At 37.0% G+C, this 25549-nt stretch carries 23 protein-coding genes; 22 read left to right on the top strand and 1 reads right to left on the bottom strand.

The features are described from left to right. Positions 1 to 3: 3 nt before the first annotated feature. From purC to purD, 9 genes are read left to right on the top strand one after another with little or no spacing between them, the layout of a single operon-like run. Positions 4 to 717 carry a phosphoribosylaminoimidazolesuccinocarboxamide synthase gene (gene purC / locus FHL06_RS01620; protein ID WP_153384504.1) on the top strand — a complete coding sequence of 238 codons (714 nt, stop codon included), beginning with the start codon at positions 4 to 6 and terminating at the stop codon, positions 715 to 717. Positions 718 to 730: 13 nt separating this feature from the next. After that, entirely contained in the window at positions 731 to 979 is a 249-nt protein-coding gene (gene purS / locus FHL06_RS01625; protein WP_153384505.1) for a phosphoribosylformylglycinamidine synthase subunit PurS, read from the top strand. Then, a complete protein-coding gene (purQ, locus tag FHL06_RS01630; protein ID WP_153384506.1) occupies positions 980 to 1654 on the top strand; it encodes a phosphoribosylformylglycinamidine synthase subunit PurQ in 675 nt (224 codons plus the stop codon). Beyond that, a complete protein-coding gene (purL, locus tag FHL06_RS01635) occupies positions 1654 to 3864 on the top strand; it encodes a phosphoribosylformylglycinamidine synthase subunit PurL (protein ID WP_153384507.1) in 2211 nt (736 codons plus the stop codon). Before purQ ends, purL begins: the two co-directional genes overlap by 1 nt. Then, positions 3849 to 5255: an amidophosphoribosyltransferase gene (purF, locus tag FHL06_RS01640; protein ID WP_162000183.1), complete on the top strand. Its 1407-nt coding sequence runs from the start codon at positions 3849 to 3851 to the stop codon at positions 5253 to 5255. The genes purL and purF overlap by 16 nt, the downstream gene beginning before the upstream one ends. Positions 5256 to 5267: 12 nt before the next feature. Continuing rightward, positions 5268 to 6290, top strand: a complete 1023-nt coding sequence (gene purM, locus FHL06_RS01645) for a phosphoribosylformylglycinamidine cyclo-ligase (RefSeq protein WP_153384509.1) — start codon at positions 5268 to 5270, stop codon at positions 6288 to 6290. After that, complete coding sequence (gene purN, locus FHL06_RS01650; protein ID WP_162000182.1) at positions 6287 to 6850, top strand: phosphoribosylglycinamide formyltransferase; 564 nt, start codon at positions 6287 to 6289, stop codon at positions 6848 to 6850. Before purM ends, purN begins: the two co-directional genes overlap by 4 nt. A gap of 15 nt (positions 6851 to 6865) precedes the next feature. After that, entirely contained in the window at positions 6866 to 8407 is a 1542-nt protein-coding gene (gene purH / locus FHL06_RS01655) for a bifunctional phosphoribosylaminoimidazolecarboxamide formyltransferase/IMP cyclohydrolase (protein WP_153384510.1), read from the top strand. An 11-nt stretch (positions 8408 to 8418) separates the two neighbouring features. After that, on the top strand, positions 8419 to 9675 hold the full coding sequence (gene purD / locus FHL06_RS01660; protein WP_153384511.1) for a phosphoribosylamine--glycine ligase: 1257 nt from the start codon (positions 8419 to 8421) through the stop codon (positions 9673 to 9675). A gap of 78 nt (positions 9676 to 9753) precedes the next feature. Here the strand turns inward: purD and FHL06_RS01665 are convergent, their stop codons facing one another. Further along, a complete protein-coding gene (locus FHL06_RS01665; RefSeq protein WP_153384512.1) occupies positions 9754 to 10380 on the bottom strand; it encodes a lysophospholipid acyltransferase family protein in 627 nt (208 codons plus the stop codon). A 62-nt stretch (positions 10381 to 10442) separates the two neighbouring features. Here FHL06_RS01665 and FHL06_RS01670 point away from each other — a divergent pair, with 62 nt between their 5' ends. From FHL06_RS01670 to nusA, 13 genes are all read left to right on the top strand, one after another. Further along, positions 10443 to 11171 carry a tRNA1(Val) (adenine(37)-N6)-methyltransferase gene (locus tag FHL06_RS01670; protein ID WP_153384513.1) on the top strand — a complete coding sequence of 243 codons (729 nt, stop codon included), beginning with the start codon at positions 10443 to 10445 and terminating at the stop codon, positions 11169 to 11171. Beyond that, positions 11161 to 11442, top strand: coding sequence for a GIY-YIG nuclease family protein (locus FHL06_RS01675; RefSeq protein ID WP_153384514.1), 282 nt, complete (start codon positions 11161 to 11163; stop codon positions 11440 to 11442). Before FHL06_RS01670 ends, FHL06_RS01675 begins: the two co-directional genes overlap by 11 nt. 127 nt (positions 11443 to 11569) lie before the next feature. Next, positions 11570 to 12391, top strand: a complete 822-nt coding sequence (gene rpsB, locus FHL06_RS01680; protein WP_153384515.1) for a 30S ribosomal protein S2 — start codon at positions 11570 to 11572, stop codon at positions 12389 to 12391. Between the two features lie 69 nt (positions 12392 to 12460). Beyond that, positions 12461 to 13336 (top strand): translation elongation factor Ts, encoded by an 876-nt coding sequence (tsf, locus tag FHL06_RS01685; protein WP_153384516.1) that lies wholly within the window; start codon positions 12461 to 12463, stop codon positions 13334 to 13336. A gap of 168 nt (positions 13337 to 13504) precedes the next feature. Further along, the gene (gene pyrH / locus FHL06_RS01690; protein ID WP_153384517.1) at positions 13505 to 14239 is read left to right on the top strand and encodes a UMP kinase; all 735 of its coding nucleotides are present in this window, start codon (positions 13505 to 13507) and stop codon (positions 14237 to 14239) included. Next, on the top strand, positions 14229 to 14786 hold the full coding sequence (gene frr, locus FHL06_RS01695) for a ribosome recycling factor (RefSeq protein WP_153384518.1): 558 nt from the start codon (positions 14229 to 14231) through the stop codon (positions 14784 to 14786). Before pyrH ends, frr begins: the two co-directional genes overlap by 11 nt. A gap of 7 nt (positions 14787 to 14793) precedes the next feature. Then, complete coding sequence (locus tag FHL06_RS01700) at positions 14794 to 15534, top strand: isoprenyl transferase (protein ID WP_153384519.1); 741 nt, start codon at positions 14794 to 14796, stop codon at positions 15532 to 15534. Positions 15535 to 15552: 18 nt separating this feature from the next. After that, complete coding sequence (locus FHL06_RS01705) at positions 15553 to 16347, top strand: phosphatidate cytidylyltransferase (protein ID WP_153384520.1); 795 nt, start codon at positions 15553 to 15555, stop codon at positions 16345 to 16347. A 19-nt stretch (positions 16348 to 16366) separates the two neighbouring features. Next, positions 16367 to 17629 (top strand): RIP metalloprotease RseP, encoded by a 1263-nt coding sequence (gene rseP, locus FHL06_RS01710; RefSeq protein ID WP_153384521.1) that lies wholly within the window; start codon positions 16367 to 16369, stop codon positions 17627 to 17629. Between the two features lie 14 nt (positions 17630 to 17643). Then, a complete protein-coding gene (locus FHL06_RS01715; RefSeq protein ID WP_153384522.1) occupies positions 17644 to 19350 on the top strand; it encodes a proline--tRNA ligase in 1707 nt (568 codons plus the stop codon). A 37-nt stretch (positions 19351 to 19387) separates the two neighbouring features. Continuing rightward, on the top strand, positions 19388 to 23689 hold the full coding sequence (locus FHL06_RS01720) for a PolC-type DNA polymerase III (protein WP_153384523.1): 4302 nt from the start codon (positions 19388 to 19390) through the stop codon (positions 23687 to 23689). 119 nt (positions 23690 to 23808) lie between these two features. After that, positions 23809 to 24282 carry a ribosome maturation factor RimP gene (gene rimP / locus FHL06_RS01725; RefSeq protein ID WP_162853729.1) on the top strand — a complete coding sequence of 158 codons (474 nt, stop codon included), beginning with the start codon at positions 23809 to 23811 and terminating at the stop codon, positions 24280 to 24282. Between the two features lie 10 nt (positions 24283 to 24292). Further along, on the top strand, positions 24293 to 25549 hold the full coding sequence (gene nusA, locus FHL06_RS01730; protein ID WP_153384525.1) for a transcription termination factor NusA: 1257 nt from the start codon (positions 24293 to 24295) through the stop codon (positions 25547 to 25549).

Consider the following 25549-nt stretch of genomic DNA (forward strand, 5'->3'; position numbering starts at 1 on the left):
ATTATGACTGATGAGAAGTTGCTCTATGAAGGAAAAGCCAAGAACGTCTACCAAGCAAAACAGGCTGATGAAGTTTTGATGGTTTATAAAGACCAAGCTACTGCTTTTAATGGTAAGAAAAAAGAACTTGAACCAGGCAAGGGCGTTTTGAACTGCAAAATATCAAGTTTAGTTTTTGATTATTTAATTAAAAATGGCATCAAAACTCATTTAGTAAGAAATGTTTCAGATCATGAACAATTGGTTAAAAAAACTGAAGTCTTTCCTCTGGAAGTCGTTTTAAGAAATATTACAGCTGGAAGTTTTGCTAAGAAATTCGATGTCGAAACTGGAACGCACTTAGAAGAACCTATCATCGAATTTTATTACAAGAGCGATGCTTTAGATGATCCCTTTATCAATGAATCACAGATTCACGCCTTGAAAATTGCTGACAAACAAGACATTCAATATATCAAAGAATTAACTTTAAAAATCAATCAGTTGTTGATTCCATTTTTTGCTCAAGGCAATTTTGATTTGGTCGATTTTAAATTAGAATTTGGCAAAATTGGTTCAGAAATTATTTTAGTCGATGAATTTTCACCTGACAATTGTCGTCTTTGGGATAAACAAAGTCACGATTCAATGGACAAAGATGTTTTCAGAAAGCATGAAGCAGATTTAGTAACAACTTATCAAAAAGTTTTGGATCGCTTAGTATCGCAAGAAAATTAATTAGGAGAAGAAGATGAAATTAGTTAAAGTTTACGTTACCTTGAAAGAATCTGTTTTGGACGCGCAAGGAGAGGCAATTAAGTCTGCCATTCAAACTATGGGTTACAACCAAATCTCTGATGTCCATATGGGTAAATATTTTGAATTGAAATTTGAAAATGATTACGCAAATTTGGAAAAAGATGTTGATTTGATTTGTGATGATTTACTCGCCAATCCTAACGTGGAAACTTATCGTTATGAGATTTTGGAGGGAGAATAAATGAAGTTTGCGGTCATTAATTTTCCCGGTTCTAATTGCGATATGGATTTATATTATGCCATTCGCGACGGAATCAAAGAAGAAGTTGAATTAGTTGATTACAGAAAGACTAGCCTAGAAGGCTTTGATGGTGTTTTGATTCCAGGTGGCTTTTCTTATGGCGACTATTTAAGAAGCGGTGCAATTGCAGTTCATGCACCAATCGTGAAAGAAATTATTCGTTTTGCAAATGAAGGAAAAGTTGTTTTCGGAGTTTGCAATGGTTTTCAAATTTTAACTGAATTAGGACTTCTTCCTGGGGCTTTGATTAAAAACGAACAAGGACGTTTTATCTGTGAAACAGTCGCTTTGAAAGTTATCAATGATCAGACGCCATTTACGAATCTTTATCAAGCTGGTAAGAAAATCAGAATTCCCGTAGCTCATGGTGAAGGTCGTTATTATTGCGATGAAGCTACTTTAAAAGAATTGAAAGAAAATAATCAAATTGCCTTTCAATATGGCGACAATGTTAATGGCTCCGTCGACCAAATTGCTGGGGTTTTGAATAAGCAAAAGAATGTTTTAGGAATGATGCCTCACCCAGAACGAGCAATCGAAAAAATTCTTGGTTCTGACGATGGCTTAAAACTTTTCCAATCGATTATCAATTATCAAGTAAAGGTGAATAATTAATGGCTGAACCTACTCCAAAACAAATCAAAGACCAAAAATTATATCAACAATGGGGCTTAACAGACTCTGAATATGACTTAATCAGTGAAAAAATCCTTCAAAGATTACCCAATTACACTGAAACTGGTCTCTACTCAGTTATGTGGAGTGAACACTGTTCTTATAAGAACTCGAAAAAGGTTTTACGAAAAATGCCTAATAAGAGCAGCCGCGTTCTAGCAGGTCCTGGTGAGGATGCTGGGATTCTTGATATTGGCGATAACCAAGCGGTCGTTTTCAAGGCTGAAAGTCACAATCACCCATCAGCTGTTGAACCTTATCAAGGTGCAGCGACAGGTGTTGGTGGAATTATCAGAGATATTTTCTCAATGGGCGCTCAACCAATTGCACTTTTGAATAGTTTGAAATTTGGACCAATGAATAATGGTCATACGAAGCACTTGGTCAATGAAGTAGTTGCTGGAATCGGTGGTTACGGAAATTGTATTGGTTTGCCAACAGTGGGTGGCGAAATCTCTTTTGAAGATTGCTATGAACAAAATCCACTTGTTAACGCCATGTGCGTGGGTTTATTGAACAATGTCGATTTCAAACCAGGAACTGCTAGCGGCGATAATAATTTAATCATCTATGTTGGAGCAAAGACTGGACGTGATGGAATTCATGGTGCAACTTTTGCTTCTGACGAATTTACAGATACCAAGAATAAGCAACGTTCTGCCGTTCAAGTTGGTAATCCTTTTATTGAAAAATTATTGATGGATGCCTGTGTCGAAATTATTGCGAAACATCCAAACTGGGTCTTAGGAATTCAAGACATGGGAGCAGCTGGATTAGTTTCTTCAACTGCTGAAATGGCTTCAAAAGCTGGCAGCGGTCTAGTTTTGAATTTAGACAAAGTGCCACAACGTGAAACTGAAATGACGGCTTATGAAATGATGCTTTCAGAATCACAAGAAAGAATGGTCTTGTGCGTTAAGCCAGAATTTGGCGATGAGGTTATTCGTTTCTTTAAAAATTATGAATTAGATGCCGTTATTATTGGTCGAGTAACTAGTGATAAGCAGTATAAGATTTATCATCAAAATATTTTGGTCACTGATATTCCAGTCGATAGTTTGACAGAAGACGTTCCTGAATATGATCGAGCAGAAAAACAACCGGCAAGAATTGATCAAGATAAAGATTATCATTTCATTCCTGAAGTTAATTCACTGGAAGAAACTTGGAACAAGATGTTGCGACGTCCAAATATCGCCAGTAAAAAACACTTCTATCAAACTTATGACTCACAAGTTAAGGCTAATACCTTGATAAGGCCTGGCGGCGACAGTGGCGTCGTTCGAATTCGTGGAACAAAAAAAGCTATTGCGATGACTAACGATAGCAATTCCAAATATGTTTACCTCGATCCATACGTTGGTGGCCAAATCGCCGTAATGGAAGCTGCCCGAAATATTGTTGCCACTGGAGCATTGCCAATCGGAATAACCGATTGCTTGAATTATGGAAATCCCGAAAATCCTGAAGTCTTTTGGGAACTGGACCAAAGCGTTCAAGGAATCGCTAGTGCCTGTGAAGCAATTGATACACCAGTAATTTCAGGTAATGTGTCACTCTATAACGAATACAACGATGTGGCAATTTATCCTAGTCCGATGGTTGGAATGGTCGGCCTATTGACAGATATCGACGATTTAATGACGAGTGATTTCAAATCTGCCGGCGACTTAATTTATCTTTTTGGTAAGACAGAAGATGATTTCAATGGTTCAGAGATTCAAATGGAACAATTGGGTGAACTAAAAGGTGGACTTAGAGATCTTGATTTGAACCGAGAACGACTTCACCAAGACTTAATTAGACGCGCAATCAGTCAAAAATTGGTCAAGAGCGTTCATGATGTTTCGGAAGGTGGATTAGCGATTGCTCTTTCAGAATCTGCTTTTGACAATCATTTGGGCTTTGAAATCTCAACTGGCTTAACATCAGCCCAACTGTTCTCAGAATCACAATCTCGCTTCTTAGTTTCAGTAGCTCCAGAAGACCAATTTAAATTTGAAAAATTAATTCAACAAAATTTTGAATGTTTAGGAAAAGTTACTAACGAACCAATTTTTAACGTTAAAACTGCTAATGAAGCTGTCATGATTGATGGCAAAAAGGCAGCAACTAATTGGAAAGAGGCGATTGCGTGCTCAATGAAGTAAAGAGTTTAAATGAAGAATGTGGGGTTTTTGGCGTCTGGGGCGCTGAAAATGCGAATTACCTAACTTATTTAGGTTTGCACAGTTTGCAACATCGTGGTCAAGAAGGGGCCGGAATCGTTGCTAACGATGGTAAAAAATTGCGAACTTATCGTAATTTAGGATTGTTGACACAAGTTTTTTCTAAGCCTGAATATTTGAATAGTTTAGTGGGGAATTCTGCTATTGGCCACGTTCGTTATTCAACAGCAGGTGAAAACAAGATTGAAAATGTGCAACCTCTACTATTCGATTTTACCGATAGCCAGATTGCTTTAGCTCATAATGGTAATCTAACAAATGCTTTTACTCTAAAAAAAGAACTCGAAGAAAAAGGTCATATCTTTAAATCGAGTTCTGATTCAGAAGTATTGATTCATTTAGTTAAACAATCCAATCAACCAACTTTACACCAGCGCTTGATTGAATCGCTCAATAAGATTCAAGGTGGCTTTGCCTATATCTTGCTTACAAAAGACGCTTTGATCTTAGCTTTAGATTCACATGGATTTCGTCCTTTATCAATTGGAAGATTAGATAATGGCGGTTACGTTGTAGCCAGTGAAACTTGTGCTTTGGATGCCGTTGGAGCAACTTTTGTTAGAGATGTGTTGCCTGGTGAATTGATTACCATTACTGATCAAGGGATGGATATCGACAAGTGGACAGATAAAACACAATTGGCTATCTGCTCTATGGAATTCATCTACTTTGCTCGACCAGATTCCAATATTTTAGGAATCAACGTCCATTCAGCTCGTAAACGTATGGGGGCTAATTTAGCTAAAGAAGCTGATGCACTTGGAGATATCGTTGTCGGCGTTCCTAATTCTTCATTGTCAGCCGCTAGTGGTTACGCTGAAGCAAGCGGTCTGCCTTACGAAATGGGCTTAATCAAAAACCAATATATGGGTCGAGAATTTATTCAACCAACTAAGGAATTACGAGAAAAAAGCGTTCGTCAAAAATTAGCAGCCGTTAAAGGTGTCGTTGAAGGAAAACGCGTAATTTTAGTCGATGACTCAATAGTTCGAGGAACAACCTGTGCTTATATCGTGCAATTATTGCGTGACGCCGGAGCAACTGAAGTTCATCTAAGAATTGCCTCACCAAGATTTATGCATCCTTGTTTTTATGGAATCGACATCCAAGAAAAAAGCGAATTGATTGCGGCTCATAAGAGTATTGCTGAAATGAATGAAATGTTTGGCTCCGATTCCTTAGAATTCTTGAGTGAAAAAGGTTTGATCGATGCTATTGGGATGAATGCCGATGCACCATATACTGGCCTTGACATGTCTTATTTCAATGGTGATTATCCAACTTATCTCTATGATTATGAGTCAAAAAAATAAGGAGGACGAAAAATGTCTAATCCCTATCAAGATGCTGGCGTGAATGTTGAGTCAGGCTATAAGATTTCTAAGTTTGTCAAACAGCACACCAACAATAATGGAAACATCGGAAATTTCGGTGGTATTTATGAAATTCCCGAAGGTTATCAACATCCTGTTCTCGTTTCAAGCGATGATGGCGTAGGAACGAAATTGCTCTTAACTAATCAAGCTAAGAAGTGGGACACGATTGGAATCGACTGTGTCGCAATGTGCGTCAACGATATCTTGTCTCAAGGGGCAACGCCGCAGTATTTTCTTGATTATATTTCTACTGGTAAGGTTGACCAAAAAGTTGAAGAAATCCTTAAAGGCGTGATAGCTGGCTGCAATTTGGCTAATGCTAATTTAATTGGCGGAGAAACAGCTGAAATGCCTGGCGTATATGGCAAAAATGATTATGATATTGCTGGATTCAGCGTCGGTATTTGTGAAAAGGACGACCTTTTGCAAAAAGAAAACCTCAAAGCTAACGATGTTTTGATTGGTTTGAAATCTAGCGGGATTCATTCCAACGGTTATTCGCTTGTGAGAAAGATTTTCTTTGAAGACCATGATTTCACGATGGAAAACATTTTGCCAGAAGCACCTAAGAAAACTCTTGGTGAAATGCTGTTAACCCCAACGAGAATCTATGTTCAAGACATCGTTCCCTTATTAGATGAAAGATTGATTAAGGGAATATCTCATATTACTGGTGGCGGATTTTACGAGAATATTCCTCGGATGTTGCCGGATGACTTAGCAGCAGAAATCAACGTTGATATTTGGCCTGAACTTGAGATATTTAATATCTTGCAAAAATATGGTCAATTAAAACTGGACGATATGTACCATATTTTCAATATGGGTATCGGGATGGTTTTAGCAGTTGATAAATCAAAAGAAATCGAAGTTCTAGATTTATTGAATGAAAATCAAACTGTCGCTTACACGATTGGCGAGTTAGTTCCAAAAACAAAAGCTAGTTTAGTTTTAAAGGGGGAAAAACTGTGAAAGTAGCAATTTTTGCCTCTGGAAATGGCGGCAACTTTGAAGCTATTGCTAGTTCAAAAGAACTGAAAGCTGCGGGACTACAAATTGAAATCTTAGTTTGTGATCAGCCGAATGCACATGTCATTCAACGAGCAGAAAAGTATCAAATTCCGGTCTTTGTTAATAAATTGTCTGATTATGACAACCGGGGCCTTTATGAAAAAGCCATTATTGAAAAGCTTCAGCCTTATCAAGTGGATTATATTTTGTTAGCAGGCTATATGAAAGTAGTTACAAAGGTTTTACTGGGAGCTTATCCTAATAAAATCATCAATATTCATCCATCGCTCTTACCAAAATATTCTGGTTTAGAAGCAATTGAACGTACATTTGCTGCTGGAGAAGATGGGGGCGTGACGATTCATTATATTGATGAAGGAGTCGATACTGGTCCTATCATCAAACAAAATCGCGTGATTCGTTTACAAGGTGATACCGAAGAAAGTTTTGAACAACGAATTCACCAAACGGAACATCAGATGTATCGCAGAGTAATTCTTGATCTATTAAATAAAAAATAATGGAGTAGATAAATAATGAAGAGAGCATTGATCAGTGTTTCAGATAAAACAGGTGTTGTGGAATTTGCTAAGGGCTTAATTGCTAATGGTTATGAAATTATTTCAACTGGTGGTACTTACAAGAAATTGCAAGAAAATGATGTTGATGTAATTGAAATTGACGAAGTAACTAAATTCCCTGAAATCCTCGACGGTCGTGTTAAGACGCTTCATCCAGTAGTACATGCTGGTTTACTTGCTAAGCGCGACAATCCTGAACACATGAAGACTTTGGAAAAATTGAATATTGAAACGATTGATTTAGTTTGCGTTAACTTATATCCATTCAAGGAAACTATTTCTAAAGCTGACGTAACACCAGAACAAGCCATTGAACAAATCGATATCGGTGGTCCCTCTATGATTCGTTCCGCTTCAAAGAATTTCAAGAGCGTTTACGTTGTGATCGATGCTAATGATTATGAAACAGTGCTAGAAAGTATCAAGTCAAATGATGACGATTTAGTTTTGAGACGTCGTTTGGCTGCTAAAGCATTTAGACATACAGCTGAATATGACAGTATCATTGGTCACTACTTGACTGATTTGAATGGCGACGAATTCCCTGATGTAGAAGTTTTAGGTTACGATTATCACCAAGAATTACGTTATGGTGAAAACTCTCATCAAAAAGCTGCCTTTTATAAGAGTGCGATGCCATTTGAATATTCCATCGCTTCAGCTAAACAATTGCACGGTAAAGAATTATCATTCAATAATATTAAAGATGCTGATGCTGCTTTAAGAATCGTGGCTGACTTCAAAGAACCTTGCGTGGCCGCTTTGAAACACATGAACCCTTGTGGCGTTGGTGTCGATGACGAATCAATTTATCAAGCCTGGAGAAAAGCTTATACCGCTGATACGATGTCGATTTTTGGTGGAATCGTAGCTGTTAACCGCGAAGTAACTAAAGAAATTGCTGAAGAAATGCACAAGATTTTCCTTGAAATCGTGATTGCACCAAGTTTCTCAGATGAAGCACTTGAAATCCTTGAGGCTAAGAAAAATATTCGTCTATTAACTTTGGACTTCTCAAAAGCTAAGGATGCTCAAAAGCATGAATACGTTTCAGTTATGGGTGGTTTATTAGTTCAAGAACGTGATACGACCGTTGATCAATTATCAGAATTTAAGGTTGTTACTGAAAAGGCCCCAACTGATGAAGAAATGAAAGCTCTCTTGTTTGGTCAAAGAATCGTTAAGCATGTTAAGAGTAATGCGATTGTTATTTCAACAACTGATAAGACTTTGGGAATTGGCGCCGGTCAAATGAATCGAATCGGTTCCGTTAAGATTGCTATCGAACAAGAAGAACAAGCTACACAGCATTCACCGCTTGTTATGGCTTCTGATGCCTTCTTTCCCATGGATGACTGTGTCCAATATGCAGCTGAACATAATATCACTGCTATTGTCCAACCTGGTGGTTCCATCAAGGATCAAGATTCAATCGACATGGCCAATGAACATGGCATCGCTATGGTCTTCACAGGCAGAAGACACTTCAAACACTAAGAGGTGATTTAATGAAGATACTAGTTATTGGTTCCGGAGGTCGAGAAGATGCAATTTGCAAAACTCTTTTGAAAGAACCAACTAATACAGTTTTTTGTGCTCCAGGAAATGATGGCATGCGCTTATCAGGAATCAAAACTATTTCAATCGATGAAGATGATTTTTCTCATTTGACCAATTTTGTTCAAACTAACAATATTGATTTTACGATTGTGGGTCCAGAAGAGCCATTAGTTAACGGCATTGTTGACTTTTTTAAAGAAAGAAAATTAAAAATTTTTGGCCCCAATAAAAAAGGCGCTCAAATCGAAGGATCCAAGTCGTTTACTAAAAAAATAATGGCTGATGCTAAAATTGCCACAGCCAAATATCAGGAATTTACTAAACTCGAAGATGCGATTGAGTATTTGACAAATGAAGCAGATTTTCCGATTGTCATTAAAGCAGACGGTTTAGCTGCCGGTAAGGGAGTTTATATTTCCCAAAATCTTGCTGATGCTAAAAATACCGTTAGTGAATTATTGGATGGACATAAGTTCAATACGAGAAAAGTTGTTATTGAGGAATTCTTGTTGGGTGAAGAATTTTCATTAATGGCCTTCGTTGACCACAAAAGATTTTATCCCATGCCAATTGCACAAGACTATAAGAAAATCTATAACGATGACCAAGGTCCAAATACTGGTGGTATGGGGGCAATTTGTCCGGTGCCTAATATTTCAACACAAATCACGCAACAAGCAATCGATGAAGTATTAGAACCCTTTGTCAAAGAATTATATCAACAAGGTATTAAATATACCGGGATAGTTTATGCTGGTTTGATTTTGACAAAAAAGGGCATCAAGGTAATTGAATTCAATGCTCGTTTTGGAGATCCGGAAACGGAAGTCGTTTTGCCAAGATTGAAAACTAGTTTGACTGAAATAATCGTTTCTATTTTGAATCACAAAAAGATTTCTCAAATTGATTGGGAAGAAAATAATTTGAATTTAGGAGTCTTTGCTGTCAGTAAAGGTTATCCTCAAAAACCTATCTTTGGTGATTTAGGAAGCGTCGATGATTTTAAAAATTGTCCATTGTCAATCAACTTTGCTGGCGTTAGAAAAGAAAATCACCGTTTAATCAGTAATGGTGGTCGTCTTTATTTAATGCAAACAAAGGCTAAAACTTTAAAAGATGCACAAGATTTAATTTATCAGAATTTAGAAAAAATGAATCAAGAGAATATTTCTTATCGAACCGACATCGGTAAAAATGCTCTTTAAACTAAAAAAGCCGCTAATTCTATTAGAATTAACGGTTTTTTTGATGGTTCAAAAGTTTTTTTATTGTTATATAATAAATTAATGTTTCTTTTTAGGTGGGACATAATCAAAATCAGGATTGATTTCTTGATCAATTTGGTCCCAAGCTTTTTCCATGTCATCATTGACTTGTTTAGTTTGTTTCTCATCTAATTTAGCTTTGAAATCAAAATCGATTTCTGGTCCAATTCCGACGGTAATTTTTTGATGCTTCAATAGGCCGCCGAAAGTTAAGGGTCCTTGATAAACAAAGGGCACCAAAGGTGCTTTTGACAATTTGGCAATTAATGAAGCACCGCCCTTTAATTCTTCCGAGTAGCGGGTACCAGATGGAAACATGATTAAGACTCGACCTTGTTTTTTTAAGGCCTTAACTGGTATTTTGATAGCTGATGGTCCAGGGTGTTTTCGGTCAACCGCAAAAGCGTGAGCGTGAAGTAAAATGAAACGCAAGATTGGATTTTTAAAAAGTTCTTTTTTTGCCATAAATGTGGCATCACGTGGTGCAATTACTAGTGCGAAGAAAATTGGCTCCCACCAAGTTCTATGTGGAGCAACTAAAATATAAGGTTTGTCAGGCAAGTTTTCTTTACCGACAACATCAAAGTGACCGTTTAATAGAAAAATTAGGCCACGGACAAATATACGAATAGCTTTATAAAACATAAAAATATCATTCTCCCAAAAATAATTTTCACTTATTTAAAATACCACAAAGAAGGTGCAGCATGTCGATTAATTCTCAAGATATTATTTCCAATAGCGGAATTATCATTAATCAGGATAAAAAACTTTACTCATTTAATCTTGATACTATTTTACTCTATAATTTTGCTAAACCAGCAAAAAAAGGCAAAATTGTTGATCTATGTTCAGGAAATGGGGCAATTGGTCTCTCACTAGCTTCAAAAACTAAGGCTCAAATTTATTTAGTTGAAATTCAAAGCCAGCTGTCAAAATTAGCCAGTCAAAGTATTGAAGATAATCATTTGCAGGACCAAGTTCATTCGATCAATGATGATTTAAAAAAGTTACCGCAATATTTTGACCATGACACGATTGATACGATTGTCTGCAATCCACCATATTTTAAAGTTTCCAAACAAACAGTCTTAAAAGATAATCAAGTTTTGGCGATTGCTCGACATGAAATTAAAACTAATTTAGAAATTATTCTAACGACAATTAAGATTATGTTGAAAGAAAACTCGCATGCTTATTTAGTTTATCGCCCAGAACGCTTAAGCGAGTTGCTGACTATTATGGCACAACAAAAGATTCAAGCCAAACGGATGCGTTTTGTTCGTTCGAAAAAAGATCAGGATGCCAATTTAGTTTTAATAGATGCTGTTAAAACAGTTAAAGAGGCTTCGTTAAAAGTTGAACCAGATTTAGTGATTTATGATGATAATCATCAATTAAGCAAAGAGGCCAGTTTATTAATCAATGGAAAATAATCAATATTTTGTCTATATATTATTATGTAGCGACCAAACTTTTTATACAGGTACGAGCAATGATGTAAAAAAACGGGTCGCAACTCACAATGCAGGCAAGGGTGCTAAGTATACCAAGACTAGACGACCAGTTAAATTAATGTATCAAGAAAAATTAGCCAATAAGTCGCAAGCATTGAAACGAGAAATTGCTATAAAAAAATTGTCGCGCCAACAAAAGGAAAGCTTGCTAAAAAGTAATGGAATAAATTGGCGTGACTACTTGATTTAACGATAGTCTTCCCTTATAATATTTGTTTGTATTGAATACACACACTTAATGATTCGGTTGACGGTGCGCGAGTCGCGTTTTGATCGAATAAGATTTAAGTGGAGGTAAAAACCAGGAGGAACTTTTTATGTCAGTTATTTCTATGAAACAACTTCTTGAAGCCGGTGTACATTTCGGTCACCAAACAAGAAGATGGAACCCAAAGATGAAGCCATTTATCTTTACACAAAGAAATGGTATTTACATCATTGATTTACAAAAGACTGTACGCATGATTGATGATGCATACAACTATATGAAGGCTGTTGCCGGTGATGATGGTATTTTCCTATTCGTTGGTACTAAAAAACAAGCCCAAGACGCTATTGCTGAAGAAGCAACACGTGCCGGTCAATACTACGTTAACCACCGTTGGTTAGGTGGAACTTTGACTAACTGGAACACAATCCAAAAACGTATCAAGAGATTAAAGGACATCAAGGCTATGTCACAAGATGGTACTTTTGATCGTCTACCTAAGAAGGAAGTTGCTTTGCTTGAAAAGCAAGAAGCTAAGTTAGAGAAATTCCTTGGTGGTATCGAAGATATGCCAAGAATCCCTGATGTTATGTTTATTGTTGACCCTCACAAGGAAAACATTGCTGTTAACGAAGCTAAGAAACTTAATATTCCTATCGTAGCTATGGTTGATACAAACACAGATCCAGATCCTATCGATGTTATCATTCCTTCAAACGATGATGCTATTCGTGCCGTTAGATTAATCACATCTAAGATGGCTGATGCAATCGTTGAAGGTAAGCAAGGTGAAGAAAACATCACTGATGCTGATTTTAAAGATGGTAAGAAGGATGATGCAAAGGATTCAAACGATGATGCTGCTGATGCAAAATCAATCGAAAATCTTGAAGAATCAAAAAACACAAGTAATAATGAAGACAACAAATAATAAATAATATCCGTAAAATAGAGTCATCTGTGCAAGATGGCTTTATTTATACGACTGGAGGATTTACGAATGGCTAAAATTACTGCTGCTCAAGTTAAAGAATTACGTGATAAGACAAGTGTTGGTATGATGGATGCTAAAAAAGCATTGGTTGCTGCTGACGGCGATATGCAAGAAGCTATCGACAAACTTCGTGAAAAAGGTATTGCTAAAGCTGCTAAGAAGAGTGGAAACATCGCTGCTGAAGGTTTAGCACATATCGAAGTTTCAGGTAACAAAGCTGCTATTATTGAAGTTAATTCAGAAACTGACTTTGTTTCAACAAATGATAAGTTTAAAGACCTTGTAAATAAGATTGGTAAAGTTATCGTTGAAAACGAACCAAAGACAATGGACGAAGCTATGGCTTTGAAGCTTGATGATGGAACTGTTAACGATGCTATCACAGGCTTAACAGCTGTTATCGGTGAAAAGATTTCCTTGAGACGCTTCAAGGTTCTTGATAAGACTGACTCACAAGTATTCGGTTCATATCTACACAATGGTGGTTTGATCGGTGCTATCGTTACTCTTGAAGGCTCTGATGAAGATGCTGCTAGAGACGTTGCAATGCACGTTGCTGCCATCAACCCTGAATACATGACTCGTGAACAAGTTCCTAGCGATGTTCTTGATCATCAAAAGAAGATTTTCACTGAAGAAACAAAGTCTGAAGGTAAACCTGAAAAGATTATTCCAAGAATCGTTGAAGGCCGTGTAAACAAGTACTTGTCAGAAATTAGTTTGGCTGACCAAGAATTTGTTAAGGATTCAGATATGACTGTTCAACAATTTGTTGAATCAAAGAATAGTAAATTAGTTTCATTCGTTCGCTTTGAAGTTGGCGAAGGAATCGAAAAGAAACAAGAAGACTTTGCTGAAGAAGTAAAGAACCAAATGAAGTAATAAATCATACATTTTTGAGAAAGGTCGCTTAATTCATTGTGAATTAAACGGCCTTTTCTTGTATAAAGGGTTGTATCTTCGCTTTTTTTATTTAAAAATAGTGATTAGATAAATTTAGTGTAGTGAATATGTTAAAATGTTTAATAGCAAAATTAAAGGAGAGTACTTATGCCTGATATCAAGTATAAAAGAATAATTTTAAAGGTTTCCGGTGAAGCCTTAGCTGGAGAAAAGGGTTTTGGCATTAACCCACCTGTCATCAAGAAAATTGCTGAACAAGTTAAAAGTATCCATGACTTAGGTGTACAAATTGCAATCGTCTGTGGTGGCGGAAATATCTGGCGCGGTGAAACTGGTGCTGAAATGGGAATGGATCGTGCTCAGGCTGACTACATGGGAATGATGGCTACAGTTATGAACGGCTTGGCTTTACAAGATGGTCTTGAACACATTGGCGTTCCAACTCGTGTTCAAACATCAATCGAAATGCGTCAAGTTGCAGAACCATACATTAGAAGAAAAGCTGTTAGACATCTAGAAAAAGGCCGTGTAGTGATTTTTGCTGGTGGTACAGGTAATCCTTACTTCTCAACTGATACTACTTCTGTCTTACGTGCTGCTGAAATTGAAGCTGACGTTATTTTGATGGCTAAGAATAATGTTGATGGCGTTTATTCAGCTGATCCTAAGAAAGATCCAAAAGCTAAGAAGTATTCTGAATTAACACAACTTGATATTATCAATAAGAACTTGGGTGTTATGGATACAACTGCTTCATCGCTATCAATGGATAACAACATTCCATTGATCGTATTCAACTTGAATAAACCTGAAAATATCAAAAAGGTTGTTCAAGGAGAAAATATCGGAACAATTATAAAGGGTGGTAATGATGACAAATAAAGCGATAACAAAAGCTAAAGAAAACATGAACAAATCAATTGATGTTTTAAAGCATGACTTGAGCAATATTCGTGCTGGTAAAGCTAATGCTTCAATTTTGAATAATGTTAGAGTTATGTATTATGGAACTGAAGTACCATTGAATCAAGTTGCTTCAATCAATATTCCTGAAGCACGTGTTCTAATGGTCACTCCTTATGACAAATCATCACTTGATGACATTGAACATGCTATCAATTCAGCTGATCTTGGCTTGAATCCAGCTAACGATGGAACTGTTATTCGTTTGGTCATTCCACAACTCACAGGTGAACGTAGAAAAGAAATTGCTAAAGAAGTAGGTAAAGAGGCTGAAGGTGGCCGTATTGCCGTTAGGAATGTTCGTCGTGAGGCTATGGACGACTTAAAGAAGCAATTAAAGGCTAATGATGTAACTGAGGATGAATTCCATACTTTGGAAAAAGATGTTCAAAAAGTAACTGATGCAGCGATTGCTGATATTGATAAAGTTGCAGCAGATAAAGAAAAAGAAATCACTGAGGGATAATCTCTTCATGACAGAAATTAAAGAACAATTAGATCCAGAAATGTCTATTCCTAAACACGTTGCTATCATTATGGATGGTAATGGTCGTTGGGCTAAAAAAAAGGGTCAACCAAGGATTGCTGGACACAAAGAAGGCATGAATAACGTTAAGACGATTGCTACAGCAGCTAGTCATTTAGGTGTAAAAGTTTTGAGTCTATACGCTTTTTCAACTGAGAATTGGAGTCGCCCTAGTAAAGAAGTAAATTTCTTGATGAAGCTCCCCGTAGATTTTTTTGGAACATTCATGCCGGATCTAATTAAAGAGAATATTAAAGTACTAGTGACTGGATTTACTGATCATTTACCTGATAGAACCAGAAAAGTAGTATTGAAAGCAGTTGAGGACACAAAGGATAATACTGGGATGATCCTCAACTTTGCTTTTAATTATGGTGGTCGTGCCGAAATTATTAATGCTGCAAAAAATTTGGCTCGTAAGGCAGCTGATGGGTCAATAGATCCTGATAAAATAGATGATTCAATGTTTGCTGAACAGTTGTTGACTAAGCAGTTAGGAGAACTCGCAGATCCTGATTTGTTGATTAGAACAAGTGGAGAAGAGAGAATCTCTAATTTTATGCTGTGGCAATTGGCTTATTCAGAAATGATTTTTGATAAGACATACTGGCCAGAATATTCTGTTGATAATTTGATTGCAGATATTAAGGAGTTCGATCGCAGAGATCGTCGCTTTGGGTCAGTTTAGTTAATTTGGGGGAAAATTATGAAACAACGAGTAATTACCGCCGTTATTGCCTTAGCAATTTTTATTCCCATATTGCTGGCAGGCGGAATCTGGCTTGAAGTAGCTGCAGCTGCTTTAGCCTTAGTTGGCGTATTTGAGATTTATATTATGCGTAAGAGAATTATTGTTTCCATTGATTTCTTAGTTACTATTTTGGGAACATTAGCTTTAGTAGTACCAAATGGATTTTACAGTGGCTGGTTGCCAACTCACTTTTCACGATTAGATTTATTTTATATATTTGCCGTAATCTTATTAGTGATTACAGTTTTGAGTAAAAATAAATTTAACTTTGAAGATGCTGGGGTTTCGATTGCTTCAATGCTTTATATCGGAACTGGTTTTCACTATTTAGCAGCAGTGAGAAATTCTGATCCAGGTCTTGGTTTGTTGATGTATGCCTTGATAGTTGTTTGGTCAACTGATATATTTGCTTATACGTTTGGTCGCAAGATTGGTAAGCACAAGTTATGGCCTGCTATCAGTCCAAATAAGACTTGGGAAGGAACAATTGCTGGTATAATTATGGCATTGATTCTTTCTGGAGTTTATATGTATTTCGTCCCACAAGAGTATTCAATGGTTACTATGTTAATGATTGCTTTTGTACTTTCAATCATGGGACAAATGGGCGATTTGATCGAATCAGCCTATAAACGTTTTTACAAAGTAAAAGATTCAGGAAATATCTTACCGGGTCATGGTGGGATTTTGGATCGATTCGATAGTATGTTGATCGTACTACCGTTGCTACACATTTTTGGTTTAGTATAAACAGCTCGTGGAGGTTAAAATGACCGCGATAATTACATTTATAATCGTTTTTGGAATTCTAGTAATTGTTCATGAATTTGGGCACTATTACGCAGCAAAAAAATCCGGAATCTTAGTTCGGGAATTTTCTGTTGGTATGGGGCCTAAAATTGTGGCGTACAGAAAAAATCATACGACATATACTTTGAGACTTTTACCTTTAGGTGGATATGTTCGTATGGCAGGTGCCCAAGAAGATGATTCCGAGATTCAACCAGGAACGATGGCATCTCTAGTTTTAAATGATGACAATAAAGTAACAAAGATAATAACTTCCAGTAAGGTTTATGATGCAAACGCGGTTCCAGTTCAAATCTCCAAGGCTGACCTTGTTGATGATCTAGTAGTCGAAGGCTACGAAAATGGTGATGAGACAGTTACTAAAAAGTATTCTGTCGACCATGATGCAACAATCGTTGAAGAAGATGGAACAGAAGTTCAGATTGCGCCACGGGATGTGCAGCTGCAATCAGTTTCTGTTTGGAAACGAATGATCACAAACTTTGCTGGACCATTTAATAATTTTATTCTGGCAATCGTCGCAGCAATCATTGCTGCTTTTATGATGAACGGCGTAGCAACTAATCAATTAGGTCAAATCCAAAAGAATTCAGTTGCTCAAGAAGCTGGTTTAAAAGTAAATGATACAATCCTAAGCGTTAATGGGAAAAATACTAGTTCATGGACGGCTTTGTCAGAGAATATTCAAAATAATCCTAGTAAAAAGATTACTTTGAAAGTTCAATCTGGTAAAAAAGTCAGAAACGTTAAATTGACGCCAAAAACAGTTAAATCTGGTGGACAAAAGTATGGCTTGATTGGGATTATTCCAAAGCGTGATTCAAGTGCAATGGCAAAAATCAAGTATGGCTTCACTTACAGTTGGGGAACGACCGTAATGATTTTCCAAGCTTTAGGAAAGATGGTATCAGGTGGATTCAATATTAATCAATTGTCGGGTCCAGTCGGAATTTATTCCATGACTTCAAAAGTGGCTTCGCAAGGCTTGCTTAATATTGTTTTATTCACTTCGATGTTGTCGATGAACTTAGGAATCGTTAATTTGATTCCAATTCCTGCCTTAGATGGTGGAAAGATTTTAATGAATATTGTTGAAGCAATCAGAAGAAAACCAATTCCAGAACAGTATGAAAATGTCATCACTCTAATCGGTGTTGGAATTTTAGTTCTGTTGATGATTGCTGTCACTTGGAATGATATTCAGCGTTTCTTTATAAAATAGGGGGATAAAAAGACTTGAAACAATCAAAATTATATATTCCAACGTTGAAACAAACTCCTTCAGATGCTGAGGCTATCAGTCACCAGTTGATGCTGAGAGCCGGTTATGTTAGACAAGTTTCTGCTGGTGTCTACAGTTACTTACCATTAGCTTGGTCAGTAATTCGTAAGATTGAAGATGTTATTCGCAAAGAAATGGAAAAGGTTGATGGTGTTGAAATGCAAATGCCAGCAATCTTGCCTGCTGATTTGTGGAAGGAAAGTGGTCGTTATGAAACATATGGCGATAATCTTTTCAAATTAAAGGATCGTCATGACCGTGAGTTTGTTTTAGGACCTACACATGAAGAAACTTTTACAAGTGTAGTTAAAGAAGGTTTAAATAGTTACAAGAAATTGCCTCTTATTTTGTATCAAATGCAAATGAAATATCGTGATGAAGACCGTCCACGTTACGGATTGCTCCGTGGTCGTGAATTCTTGATGCAAGATGCTTATTCATTTACAGCTAACAAAGAACAATTAGACGTAATTTTCAATCAGATGGAACAAGCTTATCGTAATATCTTTGATATTTGTGGCTTGAATTATCGTGCTATTATTGGTGATGCTGGAGCTATGGGTGGAACAGATTCAAAAGAATTCTCTGCTATTGCTGCTATCGGTGAAGATACGATTGCTTATTCAGACGATTCTGATTATTCTGCTAACCTTGAAATGGCCGCAAGCAAGATGGAAGAAAATCCTAAAGAGGATAAAAAAGAAATTGAAGAGGTTGATACTCCTGACGTTCACACCATCGAAAGTCTTGCTGAATTATTAAAAGTTGAATCAAAACGTATCATGAAAGCTGTTGCTTATATAGCTGACGATGAACCTGTCATGGTTATGATTCGTGGCGATTATGATGTTAACGATGTTAAATTGAAGAACTATTTAGGTTGTGACTTCTTACGTGAAGCAACTCCTGATGAAGTTAAAGATGTTTTCCACAGTGTTCCTGGATTTATTGGTCCTAAGGGCATTGATGAAAATGTTAAAGTTCTTTATGATAGTTCATTAGTTGGCTTGATGAATTTCGTGGTTGGTCCTAACAAAGCGGATCGTCACTTTATCAACGCAAACTTTGAAGATATCACTGCTGAAATGCCAGAATTTAGAGATTTACGTGTCATCAAAGAGGATGAAACTTCACCTGATGGTCACGGCCAAATCAAATTTACTCGTGGTATTGAAATTGGTCATATCTTCAAATTGGGTACAAAGTTCTCCAAAGCTTTAGGTGCTAACTTCCTAGATGAAAATGGAAAATCAAATCCATTGATCATGGGATGCTATGGTATCGGAATTTCTCGTTTGTTGTCAGCTATTATTGAACAACATAGCGACGAAAATGGTATTATTTGGCCTGAAAGTTTGGCTCCATACCAAGTTCACGTTGTGCCAATTAAATACAATAACGATGTTCAAGGAAAACTCAGCGATGAGATTGTTGAATTGTTACAAGATGAAGGTTATGATGTTCTCCTTGATGATCGAAAAGAACGTCCTGGTGTTAAATTTGCCGATTCAGATTTGATTGGTATTCCAATCAGAATCACTGTTGGTAAGAAAGCAGCAGACCAAATTGTGGAACTAAAGATTAGAAGTACTGGTGAAACAATTGAAGTAAGTAAAGATGAATTAGTAAATTCAGTAAAAATATTGCTTAAGAATCAGTAATGAGGCTTAGGCCTTTTTTATTTGTAAAGGATAGAATATGTCAGATACAAAACAACTTTTTGAAATTTTAATTAAGCAAATCAAGCTCAATGACCTTTTAGGTCCTGACAATTCATTTGCTGATGGTAAATTAGATAAATTAGAAGTTCATAAAAATAGTAAACGTTGGACATTCTATTTTGAATTCAAAGACGTGATTCCATTTAAGGAATTTATGATTTTTGTGAAAGCCTTAAAAGCTAGTTTTGAAGGAATCGCTCAAGTTAATTTTGAGATTTCAACGACGCAAGCTCAATTGAAGGAAAACGATATTAAGGATTATTGGAATTATGTTCTCAATGATGCTGATATCGATTCTCCGATGGTAATCGATAAAATCAGTCAAACGCCGCCTCGAATTGAAAATGGACAGGTCTTTTTAGATGTTTCTAATAGTTTCATGGCTGATTTTGTCGATGGCAAACTAATCAATGGCTTGCAGTCAGAATATACTAGCTTGGGTTTTCCAGATTTTAAAATTCGGACGAATATTGATGAAGTCAAGTCGCAAACTAAAGAAGTCGCCTTAAAAGCTGCCAATGCTGAGAAGACCAAGAAATTTCAAGCTAAGGCTAAAGAAGTCAGCGAGAAAAAAGCTGCCAAGCCAGCAGGGAATGTTTCAAAAGTTGGACGCAAGATTTCTGATGACCAGGAAATCACGCAAATGGTTGATATAGTTGAAGAAGACCGCAATAAAGTAGTTGAAGGACATATCTTCGACAAAGAAGTCCGTAAATTAAAATCCGGGCGTTCTTTGTTGATATTAAAAGTGACCGACTATACTTCATCATTTAGTATCAAGAAATTTTCCAACGGCGAAGATGATGAAAAATTCTTTGATAATTTAGATGAGGAAGCCTGGATTCGAGTGCGTGGGAATGTTCAAGAAGACAACTTTTCGCGTGAATTGGTCATTATGGCTAACGATATCAATGTTATTAAACATCAGTCTCGTCAAGATACAGCTGATGAAGATAATAAGCGAATCGAATTGCATGCGCACACTAATATGAGTCAAATGGACGCTATTCCTAGTGCCACGAAACTTATCAAACGAGCTAGCGAATGGGGTCAACCAGCGATTGCTATCACTGACCATCATGCTCTTCAAGCCTTTCCAGAAGCCTATAATGCAGGTAAAAAGTTTGGCGTTAAAATTGGTTACGGCGTTGAAATTGACTTGGTTGACGAGGGCAATCCTATTGCCTTTAATCTTCGTGATCAAGAACTCAAGGGTGCAGAATACGTTATTTTTGATACTGAAACTACTGGACTTTCAGCAGTTTATGATTCAATGATTGAAATTGGTGCTACCAAAATGAAAGATGGCAAAGTAATCGACCGTTTTGATAAGTTTATCAATCCGGGTCATCCGTTATCTGAAGTGACAACTAATTTAACTAGTATCACAACCGATATGGTCAAAGATGCTCCTGATGAAAAAACGATTGTGTCAGAATTCATGGACTTTATCGGTGATGACATTTTGGTTGGTCACAACGTAACCTTTGATATGGGCTTCATGAATGCCGCTTTGACCAGAATGGATCGAGACAGGTTGCAGATGCCCGTAATCGATACTTTGGAAATGTCGCGGACTTTGCACTCTGAATATCGGAATCATAAGTTGGATTCATTGGCTAAACGTTACAATATCGTTTTGGAACATCACCATAGAGCCGATTCCGATGCGGAAACCACTGGTTACTTGATGTACAAACTGTTCGATGAGCTAGAAGATAAGTTTGAAACGACCAATGTCAATCAATTAAATGACCATATTGGTGGAGAGGATGCATATAAACAAGCTCGTCCAAGCCATGCCATCTTGATTGCCAAAACGCAAGCCGGTTTGAAGAATATGTTTAAGATAGTTTCTTATTCAATGACGCAATATTATTATCGAACAGCTCGTGTTCCTCGTCGTTTATTGAATAAATATCGTGAAGGAATCATTGTCGGTTCAGCTTGCGAAAACGGCGAAGTCTTCACAAGTATGATGCAAAAGGGTTATGATGATACTCGAGAATTAGCTGAGTATTACGACTATCTTGAAGTTATGCCACGTTCGCTTTATCAACACTTGATTGATATCAAGATTATTAAAGATGAAGATGCTTTAAAAGAAATTATTAAAAATATTATTAAATTAGGTAAAGAATTGAAGAAACCAGTTGTGGCAACTGGTGATGTTCATTATTTAGATCCTCATGATAAGGTTTATCGAGACATCGTTATTAAAGCAGTTAAAAGTAATGCTTTGGCAAGAAGACCGCAGTTGCCTGATGTGCAATTTAGAACGACAAATGAAATGTTTGATGAATTTAGTTATTTAGATAAAGCCACTCAACAAGAAATCATCGTTGACAATCCAAAGAAAATTATGGATTCAATTGATGAGATGTCTCCGGTCAAAGACAAGCTCTACACTCCAAAGATGGATGGAGCTGAAGAAGAAATTCGCAATTTGACGATGAACAAAGCTCACGAATTGTACGGCGACCCATTGCCAGAGTTAGTTCAAAAACGAATGGATCGAGAACTGAAGAGTATCATCGGTAATGGATTCTCCGTTATTTACTTGATTGCTCAGCGTTTGGTTTATAAATCAAATAAAGATGGGTATTTGGTAGGATCCCGTGGGTCTGTCGGTTCAAGTTTCGTTGCGACGATGACAGGAATCACTGAAGTTAATCCCTTGCCACCACATTATCGTTGTCCTAAGTGTAAGTATTCCGAATTCTTTACTAAAGGTGAAGTTGGTTCTGGATATGACTTGGAAGACAAAAAATGTCCAAAATGCGGTACCGAATTGAAAAAAGATGGTCAGGATATTCCCTTTGAAACTTTCTTAGGATTCAAAGGTGATAAAGTTCCTGATATCGATTTGAACTTCTCCGGTGATTATCAACCAGTAGCTCACAACTATACCAAAGTTTTGTTTGGTGAAGATCACGTATTCCGCGCTGGTACGATTGGTACGATTGCCGATCGGACAGCTTTTGGTTATGTAAAAAATTATGAAGAATTGACTGGCGAGAATTTGCGCAATGCTGAAGAAGAACGTTTAGCTAAGGGTTCGACTGGTGTCAAGCGAACGACCGGTCAACATCCTGCGGGTATCATTGTTGTGCCCGATTATATGGATATCTTTGACTTTACGCCTATTCAATATCCAGCTGATGACCAAAATGCGGCTTGGAAGACGACCCACTTTGATTTCCACTCGATTCACGATAATATCTTGAAACTCGATATCTTAGGCCATGATGACCCAACGATGATTCGTATGCTGCAAGATTTATCTGGTATCGACCCTAAGACGATTCCGGTTGATGATCCCGATGTGATGGAATTGTTTAGAGGGACGGATTCATTAGGTGTTACGCCAGAACAAATTTTCTCTAAGACTGGAACTTTAGGTGTGCCGGAATTTGGAACGCGTTTCGTTCGCGGAATGTTAGAAAAAACACATCCAACGACGTTTGCGGAATTGTTGCAAATTTCTGGTCTATCTCACGGTACCGATGTTTGGTTAGGTAATGCTGAAGAATTGATCGACAAGGGTATAGTTACCTTAAAAGATGTTATCGGTTGTCGTGATAATATCATGATGGATTTGATTCACTACGGAATGGAATCGCAAATTGCCTTTCAAATTATGGAGCATGTTAGAAAGGGTCGCGGTATTCCTGATGAATGGAAACAGAAGATGAAAGATGCTAATGTTCCTGATTGGTATATCGACTCTTGTTTGAAGATTAAATACATGTTCCCACGGGCCCATGCGACAGCCTATATTTTAATGGCGCTTAGAATTGCTTACTTTAAAGTACACTATCCACTTTATTACTACAGTGCTTATTTCTCTGTTCGTGCTGACGACTTCGATCTTGTTGCAATGACAACTGGAAAAGAAGCTGTTAAATCGGCTATGAAAGCTATCAATGATAAAGGGATGGATGCTTCTACTAAAGAGAAAAACTTATTGACCGTTTTGGAACTAGCTAATGAATGTTTAGAACGTGGTCTAACGATTAAAATGGTCGACTTGGATAAGTCAGATGCCTTTAATTTTAAGATTATCGATGATAAAACATTGTTGGCTCCATTCAATGCTATTCCTGGTTTGGGTGACAACGTTGCTAAACAAATCGTTGCTGCTAGAGAAGAAAAGCCTTTCTTATCTAAGCAAGATTTGGGAACGCGAGGCAAAGTTTCTAAAACAATTATTGAATATATGACAGAAAATCATGTTTTAGATGGCATGCCGGAAGAAAATCAGTTATCATTATTCTAGGTACGGGCATTATAAGTTGCTTTAGTAATTAATATATGTTAAATTAACTACTAGTTAATTATTGATTAATGAGTGAGCAGAGATGCTCACTCTTTTTATTGCCGAATTACTTTGGAGGAATGTCCTTGGATACAAAAGTTGAAGAATTAAAAGCCATTTTACAGCCAATCTTAGATCAACATGATTTCTTTTTAGTTGATTTAGAGTTCGTACACGAACGCGGAGATTGGTATTTAAGAGTGTATGCAGATAAAAAAGGCGGAATCAGTATCGATGATTGTGCCGTCATCAGTGAAGAATACGGTGAAAAATTGGATGAATTGAATCCAATCGAACCAGCGTATTATTTAGAAGTTTCATCTCCAGGTGCTGAACGTCCCTTGAAAAATGATGCTAGTTTAACTGACTATGTTGACGATTATGTTCATGCTTCTCTTTATCAAAAACAAGATGGTCAAAAGGCTTTTGAAGGAACAATGACTGAGGTAACGGATACCAAGATAACTTTGATCGTTAAAGTTAAGAATTTAAAGAAGCAAGTGGAGCTTAGTCGTGACAACATCGCTAAGATTCGTCTTGCAATAGAATTCTAAGGAGAAAATCATGAGTAAAGAAATGGTTGAGGCCCTTGATGCACTTGAAAGCGAAAAGGGTATTAAAAAAGAATACGTAATTGAATCATTAGAAGCTGCTCTAGTTGCCGCTTATAAGAGAAATTATAACCAAGCTCAAAATGTTGATGTTGAATTTGATGCTAAAAAGGGTAATATACATGTTTATGCGGTTAAAGAAGTTGTTGAAGAAGTAGCTGACGACCGTTTAGAAGTTAGTCTTGAAGATGCCCAACAAAAGAGCAAGGGTTATGAAATCGGCGATCATATCAAAGAAGAAGTTACTCCAAAGGATTTTGGTAGAATTGCTGCTCAAACTGCAAAACAAGTAATTATGCAACGAGTACGTGAAGCTGAGCGCGATATCATTTATAATGAATATAGTCAATATGAACATGAAATAATTCAAGGTACTGTTGAACGTAGCGATAATCGCTATGTCTATATTACTTACGGTAAAATTGAAACAGTTATGCCAAAAGCAGACCAAATGCCTGGCGAAACATATAACTCTCGTGATAGAATCAGAGTTTATGTTACTAAGGTAGAAAATGCTACCAAAGGACCACAAGTCTTCGTATCAAGAACAGACCCAGGTTTGGTCAAACGTCTATTTGAACAACAAGTTCCAGAAATATATGATGGAACAGTTGAAATCGTTTCGATTGCCCGTGAAGCTGGCGACAGAACAAAAATTGCTGTTAAGTCAGATAATCCTGACGTTGATCCAGTGGGTACTTGCGTTGGTCCAAAGGGTTCGCGTGTCCAAGCAGTTGTTGATGAATTAAATGGCGAAAACATCGATGTTGTACCTTATGTCGATGATCCAGTTGATTTCATTGCTAATGCTTTGAACCCAGCTGAAGTCATTGCTGTTCAATTTGATGAAAATGATAAGAAACAATGTATCGTAATCGTGCCTGACTACCACTTATCGCTAGCTATTGGTAAGAAGGGTCAAAATGCTCGTTTAGCTGCTAAGTTAACTGGTTATAAGATTGATATCAAACCAGAGTCTCAAGTTGAGTTCGTTGATGATAACGATCAAGACGTTAACCTTGAGGATGTTGAAAGCGGCAAAATCGATATCGACAAGACTCGTGAAAATGCGGCTAATGCTGATGACGCAAAGAATCCAGCTGCTGACGATTCAGATGAAACAACTGATGATTCAACAGATACAACAGCTGATTCAGAAGATACAGATACAGACGACAAAGATTCAGATAACACAGACTCACAAGATTAA

The organism is Companilactobacillus halodurans (assembly GCF_009600985.1).
Lineage (GTDB): Bacteria > Bacillota > Bacilli > Lactobacillales > Lactobacillaceae > Companilactobacillus > Companilactobacillus halodurans.